Below are 8,802 nucleotides of genomic sequence, written 5' to 3'. Positions count from 1 at the left end.
AACCAGCTCCTCGTCATCCTGGATGGAAGGGTGCCAGCCGAGCACCACCGGGTCGAGCAGGCGCCAGCTGTCGCGCGGCAGCACGCGCACGCCCGCCCGCCGCCTGGCCTCGACAAGACCTTTCGCCGACAGCACCTTGACCGCTTCCCGAACCGAGGTGCGGCTGACGCCCAGCATGGCGCAGAGCTCCTCCTCGCGCGGCAAGGCTGCACCGGGAGCATAGTCGCCGCCCAGGATGCGGCTGCCCAGCACGCTGACGACGGCGTTGTGCACGCTTGCGCCGCCCTGGTCGACCGAAGGCATCCACCCGGTTGCGTCCGAAGGAACGATATTTTCCACGCAATCCTCTCCCGATAGAGCAAGTTGCTGCCGGCAGTTGTATGAAAGCTTACGTCTTATGTAAATCACTCATTCATACGATCTGTCATGATCATAGGAGCGGGTCGGTGATGCTTTCGGTTCGGGAAATCCGGCCGCCACCGGCGTCAGCCCGCACCGACGGGCGCGCTCAGCGCGCCGCCCACACAAGTCCGCGGCGCAGGATGGTGCGCATCTGCGGCACCTCGAATTCCTTGGCCGCGTGGCCGAGCGACGAATAGAACACCCGCCCTTTGCCGTGCCGGCGCCTCCAAACCACGGGCATGACAACGCCGGCGATCCACGGCGCGTGCTCGCCCGAGAAGGTGGTGGTCGCCAGCACGTCGTTCGATGGATCGACATGCATGTAATATTGCTCGGAGCGGTATTGGAAATCGTCGATGCCTGCCACGATCGGGTCGTCGCGCCGCACGATATTCACACGATAGTCGATGATGTTGCCGGGATGGGCAACCCACTGGCCGCCGCACATGAACTGGTAGTCCGTCGATTCGCGAAACGCGTCGCCCATGCCGCCGTGATAGCCGCCGAGGCCGACGCCGTTTTCGACCGCTTTGGTGAGGTTCGCCTCTTCGGCCTTGGCGAGCTTGGACATGGTGTAGATCGGCACGATCAGGCTGAGGTCGGCGATCGCCGGGTCGGCGAACACCGCGGTCGTATTTTCCAAGCGCACGGCAAAGCCTTCCTCCTCAAGCATCGCTTTGAGGAGGCGCGCCCCGGCTTCGGGTTCATGCCCTTCCCAGCCGCCCCATACGATCAGTGCCTGCCGCATCTTCCGCTCCTTATGCATTTGGCCGCGCGGCCGGATATAGGGCAGCGAGGCGCCGGGCTGACCATCGCCGAGTCGAGCTTGAAGGGAAAGTGACGCGAACGAAAACGGCCCGCGCGACGCCCGATCGCCCGACGCTCGTCCTGGTTCAGCGGAAGCTCTGCGCCAGTTACCGAGCTGATCCCTGCGATCCTGCCGCGGGGAGATCAGACCGTGTCGAAGTCGAGGAGCTGCGTGGCCACGGCACGTTCCTCGTCGGCCGGAATGACAAGAACATCGACGCTGGACTCTCGCGCGCTGACCAGCGCTTCGCCGCTGCGATTTAAACCATGGTCGACCACGACACCAAGCCAGGCAGCAGCCTCGCAGATCTCTTGCCGGATCTGCCATGCATTTTCGCCGATGCCGGCGGTGAACACGAGCGTGTCGAGGCCTCCAAGCGCGGCCGCGAGCGATCCGATCTCACGTCCGGCGCGATAGACGAAGAGCGCGACGGCACGCGCCGCCGCCGGGTCTTTCGACCCAAGCAGCGCCTGCATGTCTCCGGAAATGCCGGATACGCCCAGCAGGCCGGACTGCTCGTAGAGCAATTCGGTCACTCGGTCGGCCGACAGCTTGCGCTCCTGCAGAAGGTGCAGGATCACGCCAGGATCGATGGCGCCGCAACGGGTGCTCATGACGAGGCCGTCAAGCGTCGAAAAACCCATGGTCGTGGCGAGGCTTACTCCTGCCTTCATCGCACACAGGCTCGCGCCGCTGCCGAGATGGGCGGCAATCGTTCGGCCACCGGCAGCGTCGCCGTAGCGCTCGCGGAGCTTCGCTGCGATGTGCCTGTAGGAGAGCCCGTGGAAGCCGTAGGAGACGATGCCCTGTTCCGACATCTCTCGCGGCAAGCCATAGAGCCTGGCAAGCTCCGGCCGCGCCGTGTGAAAGGCCGTATCGAAGCAGCCGACCTGCTTGGCTTCGGGCAAAAGCCGACCGGCCAGTTGGACGATCTCCAGGTTGATCGCCTGATGGATCGGTGCGAGCGGCTCAAGCCTATGCAGCGCGTCGAGCGTGCGCTCGTCGAGCAAGGTCGCTTGGGTAAGTTCTTGCCCGCCATGGACGATGCGGTGCCCGACCGTGCCGATCCGGCGCAAAAGAGCGTGATCCTCGAGATAGGAAACTATGGCCTCGAACGCCTTTGCTATCCCGATCGGTTCGTCCCCCAGGCTCCTGTCGATTTCGCGTGACAATTCTGAGGGCGCGACATGCAATCGTGGATGATGTCCGATCGACGACACGCTGCCGCGCACCAGCAGGTGAAGCTCGTCTTGCTGCTGAAACACGGCGAACTTCAGGCTTGAGGAGCCGCCGTTGAGGACGAGAATGGCATCGGTCATGGTCGGCCGGTCCCGGCCAATCGTGCGCTCGTCCATTTGGCCTGGCGCTTCGGCATCGACTACTGCTCCCATTTCCAGCCGAGGACCTCGGGCATGTCCTGCCCATGCTCGCGGATATAGGCCCGGTGCTCGATCAGCTTGCCTTCCATCGCCTGCTTCAGCCGGATATGCGCGCCGGCCGGGTCGGGAATGCGGTCGAGCACGCCCAAGACGAGACGATAGCGGTCGAGGCCATTGAGGACGGTCATGTCGAAGGGCGTCGTCGTCGTCCCTTCCTCATTGTAGCCGCGCACGTGGATGTTGTCGTGGTTGGTCCGCCGGTAAGTCAGGCGATGGATGGTCCATGGATAGCCGTGATACGCGAAGATGACTGGCTTATCGGCCGTGAAAAACGCGTCGAATTCACGATCCGACAGGCCGTGCGGGTGGTGTTCCTTGGGCTGCAAAGTCATCAGGTCGACTATGTTGACCACCCGCACCTTGAGGCCGGGAACGTGGCGTTTCAGAATTTGGACCGCGGCCAGCGTCTCGAGCGTCGGCACGTCGCCGGCGCAGGCCATCACCACATCCGGCTCTGCCCCGCCGTCGGTCGACGCCCACTCCCATATGCCGATACCGGCCTTGCAGTGGACTTTCGCCTCGGTGATCGACAGCCACTGCCACGAATTGGCTTTGCCGGCGACGATCACGTTGATGCGGTTCCATGTCCGAAGCACATGATCCGTCACGCAAAGCAGGCTGTTGGCATCCGCCGGCAGATAGACGCGCACGATGTCCGCCTTCTTGTTCAAGGCGACATCGATGAAGCCCGGATCCTGATGGCTGAAGCCATTGTGCTCCTGCTGCCAGACATGGCTCGACAACAAATAGTTCAAGGACGCAATCGGCCGCCGCCACGGCAGCTTGCCGCAGGCATCCAGCCATTTCGCATGCTGGTTAAACATGGAATCGACAATGTGCGTGAAGGCCTCGTAGCAGGAGAACAGGCCGTGCCGGCCGGTAAGCAGATAGCCTTCCAGCCAGCCCTGACAGGTATGCTCGGACAGGATTTCCAGAACCCTGCCTTCGCGGCCGAGATGCACATCTTCGGGCAGAATCTTTTCCATCCAGGCGCGCTCGGTCACCTCGAAGACGTCCTGCAGCCGGTTCGAAGCCGTCTCGTCGGGACCGACAATGCGGAAGTTTTTGGCGCTTTGGTTCAATGCCATGACGTCGCGCAGGAAACCGCCCATCACACGGGTCGACTCTGCTTTCACGCCGCCGGGCTGCTGGACAGATACGGCATGCTCTTGCAGGCTTGGCAGTTGGAGGGAGCGGCGCAGCAGGCCGCCATTGGCATGCGGATTGGCGCTCATGCGTCTGCCGCCTTGCGGGGCAGTGGCGCGGATCATGGCCACTGGCGCGCCCTCGGCATCGAAAAGCTCTTCGGGCCGATAACTTCTCAGCCACTCCTCGAGCATCTTCAGATGCGCAGGGTTTTCGGCGAGACCGGAGAGCGGAACCTGATGCGCGCGCCAGAATCCTTCGGTCTTCAGCCCGTCGACCTCCTTGGGGCCTGTCCAGCCCTTCGGGCTTCTAAGGATGATCATCGGCCATTTCGGCCGGCCGTCGGCAGTCTCTCCGCCGCTGCGCGCCGCCTGCTGAATTGCCTGGATGCGGTCCAGCGCATCGTCGAGTACGACGGCCATCCGCTCATGCATCAGGGGCGGATCGTCACCCTCGACGAACAGCGGTTCGTAGCCATAGCCGACGAATAGCGCCCGCAATTCTTCGTCAGAGATGCGGGCGAGAATGGTGGGACTGGCGATCTTATAGCCGTTGAGATGGAGGATCGGCAGCACCGCGCCGTCCTGCGCCGGGTTGAGGAACTTGTTACAGTGCCAGGATGTGGCGAGCGGGCCGGTTTCCGCCTCGCCGTCGCCGACGACGCAGGCGACGATAAGATCCGGGTTGTCGAAGGCCGCGCCAAAGGCATGCGAAAGCGCGTAGCCGAGCTCGCCGCCTTCATGGATCGACCCGGGCACATCGGGAGCGGCATGGCTCGGGATGCCTCCCGGAAAGGAAAACTGCCGGAAGAGCGTCCTCATTCCGGCCTCTTCGAGGGAAATATCCGGATTGATCTCGCTATAGGTGCCTTCGAGATAGCTGTTTGCAACCATGGCCGGTCCGCCATGGCCGGGGCCGCAGATGTAAATGACGTTGACATCGCGAAGTCTGATCGCGCGGTTGAGATGCGCGTATATGAAGCTGAGGCCCGGCGAGGTTCCCCAATGCCCAAGCAGCCTGGGCTTGACGTGCGCCAGCCGAAGCGGCTCGCGAAGCAGCGGATTGTCGAGCAGATAGATCTGCCCGACGGTCAGGTAGTTGGCGGCACGCCAGTAGGCATCGATGTCGTGCAGCTCCTGTGCGGACAAGCGATTGGTGCTGGGATGCGTGGTCATTTCCGACTCCTTCGCTGTTCCAAACTCACCCGGCTGAGACACAACGCATGGACGTCGCCGCCGGTTCATGACCGGTCGGCGCCGCGAGCGGGCCCCATTGCGACACGCGGCCCACTGCCAGCACATGAACTGGTAGCGTCGATGCGCGAAACGCGTCCGGCAATGCCGCGTTATAGCCGCCAAGGCCAGCGCCGTTTCGACCGCTTTGGTGAGGTTGGCCTCTTCAGCTTTGCAAGCTTTGCACCATCAGGCCGACTTCGGCACCGCCGGCTCCACGAAGGCCCCGGTGGTGCTTTCCACGCGCACGGCGAAGCTCTCCTCCTCGAGCATCGTTCCGACGACGCACACCCGGGCGACCATCGCAGCAAAAAGTCGAGTCGAGCTTGAGGGCAATGTAGGGCCGAAACGCAAACGGCCTGCGTTGGCGGGCCGTGGATTGGTGTGGGGGACAGGATTTGGCTTGTCTGCCGGCGCGGCGTCGGTTCGCTGCTTGCGGGCCTGATGACCGCTCACATCAGCCGGCCAGTATGGCCAGATACAAAAACGCCCGCACGAGGCGGGCGTTTTTGGATTGGTTGCGGGGACAGGATTTGAACCTGTGACCTTCAGGTTATGAGCCTGACGAGCTACCGGGCTGCTCCACCCCGCGTCACCATAGAGGTAAGTTTGCGCTTACCGTATTCAAGGGACCGCCCAATGAAAGGGCCGCTTGCGCGGCCCGGGATCCCGTTTGGCGGGCCTCATGCATGTCGCTCAAAAGTGTTAGCGGTTTGAGGCAACGACATGCATCACAACAATCGCAAGGAGAAGATTTGTCTGCATCCGGATCCGGATGTGAGATGAACGTGCGCTTGGCAGACCTGGCAGCGACCTACTCTCCCGCGTCTTGAGACGAAGTACCATCAGCGCTGGAGCGTTTCACGGCCGAGTTCGGAATGGGATCGGGTGCAGCCGCTCCGCCATAACCACCAGGTCGGCGAAACGCACGTTCAAATCGAGAAGCTGTTCAAGCGCGATCCGAGGATCGTCGCAGCGCGATCCAAAGGATCGTCGTTTTTGTGCCAAGGCGACGTCTGCGTTTTGCCTACGGGCGAAGCCCGCAAGCGCGACTGCGCGTCGCCGGTCGTCCGGCGCCCTCGCGGAGCATAGGCCCGTAAGGGCCGCTCATGCGTGAGCGCTGGCAGACCATCCGACTTTGTCGGATGGATATTAGGAATGAGAACGATCAAGCCGATCGAACTATTAGTACCGGTAAGCTTCAAGCGTTGCCGCTCTTCCACACCCGGCCTATCAACGTGGTCGTCTTCCACGGTTCTCAGGGAATACTCGTTTCAAGGTGGGTTTCCCGCTTAGATGCCTTCAGCGGTTATCCCGTCCGGATATAGCTACCCTGCAATGCGGCTGGCGCCACAACAGGTCCACCAGAGATCCGTCCATCCCGGTCCTCTCGTACTAGGGACAGATCCTTTCAATATTCCTACACCCACGGCAGATAGGGACCGAACTGTCTCACGACGTTCTGAACCCAACTCACGTACCGCTTTAAATGGCGAACAGCCATACCCTTGGGACCTGCTCCAGCCCCAGGATGCGATGAGTCGACATCGAGGTGCCAAACAACCCCGTCGATATGGACTCTTGGGGGTCATCAGCCTGTTATCCCCGGCGTACCTTTTATCCGTTGAGCGATGGCCCTTCCACACGGGACCACCGGATCACTATGACCGACTTTCGTCTCTGCTCGACTTGTCAGTCTCGCAGTCAGGCAGGCTTATGCCATTGCACTCAGCGAACGATTTCCGACCGTTCTGAGCCCACCATCGCGCGCCTCCGTTACTCTTTAGGAGGCGACCGCCCCAGTCAAACTACCCACCATACATTGTCCCGGACCCGGATAACGGGCCGCGGTTAGACATCCATAGTGATAAGGGTGGTATTTCAAGGGTGGCTCCACCTGAGCTGGCGCCCAGGCTTCAAAGCCTACCACCTATCCTACACATGCCACTACGAATGCCAATGTAAAGCTATAGTAAAGGTGCACGGGGTCTTTCCGTCTAACCGCAGGAACCCCGCATCTTCACGGGGAATTCAATTTCACTGAGTCTATGCTGGAGACAGCGGGGAAGTCGTTACGCCATTCGTGCAGGTCGGAACTTACCCGACAAGGAATTTCGCTACCTTAGGACCGTTATAGTTACGGCCGCCGTTTACTGGGGCTTCGATTCAGAGCTTGCACCCCTCCTCTTAACCTTCCAGCACCGGGCAGGCGTCAGACCCTATACGTCGTCTTGCGACTTCGCAGAGCCCTGTGTTTTTGATAAACAGTCGCTACCCCCTGGTCTGTGCCACCCTCCTCTGCTTGCGCAAAAAAGGGTCACGCTTCTTCCGAAGTTACGCGTGCAATTTGCCGAGTTCCTTCAGCATAGTTCTCTCAAGCGCCTTGGTATACTCTACCAGACCACCAGTGTCGGTTTCGGGTACGGTCTATAAGGAGGAGCTATTTCCTGGAACCACTCCGCTGCCCTTTCAATCCGATAAGATTGGACAACTTGTGTGATCCGTCACTACCTCCAGGCTCACGAATATTAACGTGATTCCCATCGACTACGCGTTTCCGCCTCGTCTTAGGGGCCGGCTAACCCTGCTCAGATTAACTTTAAGCAGGAACCCTTGGTCTTTCGGCGGGGGAGTCTCTCACTCCCCTTACGTTACTCATGTCAGCATTCGCACTTCTGATACCTCCACCGCCCCTCACGGGTACGGCTTCACTGGCTTACAGAACGCTCCGCTACCGCTCGTGATTGCTCACGAACCCTAAGCTTCGGTGTATGGCTTTAGCCCCGTTACATTTTCGGCGCAAAGACCCTTATTTAGACCAGTGAGCTGTTACGCTTTCTTTAAATGATGGCTGCTTCTAAGCCAACATCCTGGTTGTTTTGGGATCCTCACATCCTTTCCCACTTAGCCATAACTTGGGGACCTTAGCTGTAGGTCAGGGTTGTTTCCCTTTTCACGACGGACGTTAGCACCCGCCGTGTGTCTGCCGACTAGTACTCCCAGGTATTCGGAGTTTGGTTAGGTTTGGTAATCCGGTGAGGACCCCTAGCCCATCCAGTGCTCTACCCCCTGGGGTATTCGGTCGACGCTCTACCTAAATAGATTTCGCGGAGAACCAGCTATTTCCGAGTTTGATTGGCCTTTCACCCCTAGCCACAAGTCATCCCGAACTATTGCAACAGTTATGGGTTCGGCCCTCCAGTAAGTGTTACCTTACCTTCAGCCTGCTCATGGCTAGATCACTCGGTTTCGGGTCTAATGCGACGAACTGAACGCCCTGTTCAGACTCGCTTTCGCTGCGCCTACACCTATCGGTTTAAGCTTGCTCGTCACACTAAGTCGCTGACCCATTATACAAAAGGTACGTGGTCACCCGCCCATCAAAGCGCTTGCGCTCTTGATGGCAAAATCAAAAGTTCTTCAAATCGTCAAGCGATTTGAAGGACGGGCTCCCACTGTTTGTAGGCAATCGGTTTCAGGTACTCTTTCACTCCCCTTGTCGGGGTGCTTTTCACCTTTCCCTCACGGTACTAGTTCGCTATCGGTCATGCACGAGTACTTAGGCTTGGAAGGTGGTCCTCCCAATTTCAGACAGGATTTCACGTGTCCCGCCTTACTCAAGGACGATTGATCGCATTACGCGTACGGGGCTGTCACCCGCTATGGCCCAACTTTCCAGAAGGTTCCGCTTGTCTCTCAATCGCCGCTGGCCTGGTCCGGGTTCGCTCGCCACTACTTCCGGAGTCTCGGTTGATGTCCTTTCCTACGGGTACTT

4 protein-coding genes, 1 tRNA gene and 2 rRNA genes (1 of these 7 only partly in view) are annotated in these 8,802 nt (G+C 60.1%); all 7 read right to left on the bottom strand.

What is annotated here, in order from left to right; all coding sequences use genetic code 11:
* On the bottom strand, positions 1-339 hold a 339-nt coding region (locus EOA75_RS14545), incomplete at its 3' end, for a GntR family transcriptional regulator (protein ID WP_164747387.1).
* Between the two features lie 169 nt (positions 340-508).
* On the bottom strand, positions 509-1,150 hold the full coding sequence (locus EOA75_RS14540; protein ID WP_067319633.1) for a ThuA domain-containing protein: 642 nt from the start codon (positions 1,148-1,150) through the stop codon (positions 509-511).
* A 203-nt stretch (positions 1,151-1,353) separates the two neighbouring features.
* Positions 1,354-2,529, bottom strand: coding sequence for an acetate/propionate family kinase (locus EOA75_RS14535; protein ID WP_067319635.1), 1,176 nt, complete (start codon positions 2,527-2,529; stop codon positions 1,354-1,356).
* Between the two features lie 59 nt (positions 2,530-2,588).
* Positions 2,589-4,970: a phosphoketolase family protein gene (locus tag EOA75_RS14530; RefSeq protein WP_127324515.1), complete on the bottom strand. Its 2,382-nt coding sequence runs from the start codon at positions 4,968-4,970 to the stop codon at positions 2,589-2,591.
* 572 nt (positions 4,971-5,542) lie between these two features.
* Positions 5,543-5,619 (bottom strand) — tRNA-Met (locus EOA75_RS14525).
* A 209-nt stretch (positions 5,620-5,828) separates the two neighbouring features.
* A 5S ribosomal RNA gene (gene rrf, locus EOA75_RS14520) occupies positions 5,829-5,943 on the bottom strand.
* Between the two features lie 248 nt (positions 5,944-6,191).
* Positions 6,192-8,802: ribosomal RNA gene (locus EOA75_RS14515) — 23S ribosomal RNA — on the bottom strand; it runs 318 nt beyond the window's last position.

The sequence above is a fragment of the Mesorhizobium sp. M1A.F.Ca.IN.022.07.1.1 genome, from assembly GCF_003997575.1.
Taxonomy (GTDB): domain Bacteria; phylum Pseudomonadota; class Alphaproteobacteria; order Rhizobiales; family Rhizobiaceae; genus Mesorhizobium.
The sequence above is the reverse complement of the archived record's forward strand: the minus strand, read 5'-3'. Positions and strand labels throughout refer to the sequence as shown.

What these genes read in the sequence shown, in the direction of transcription:
- EOA75_RS14540 (WP_067319633.1), bottom strand. Translation starts at nt 1,150, where the DNA reads ATGCGGCAGGCACTGATCGTATGGGGCGGCTGGGAAGGGCATGAACCC.
- EOA75_RS14535 (WP_067319635.1), bottom strand. Translation starts at nt 2,529, where the DNA reads ATGACCGATGCCATTCTCGTCCTCAACGGCGGCTCCTCAAGCCTGAAG.
- EOA75_RS14530 (WP_127324515.1), bottom strand. Translation starts at nt 4,970, where the DNA reads ATGACCACGCATCCCAGCACCAATCGCTTGTCCGCACAGGAGCTGCAC.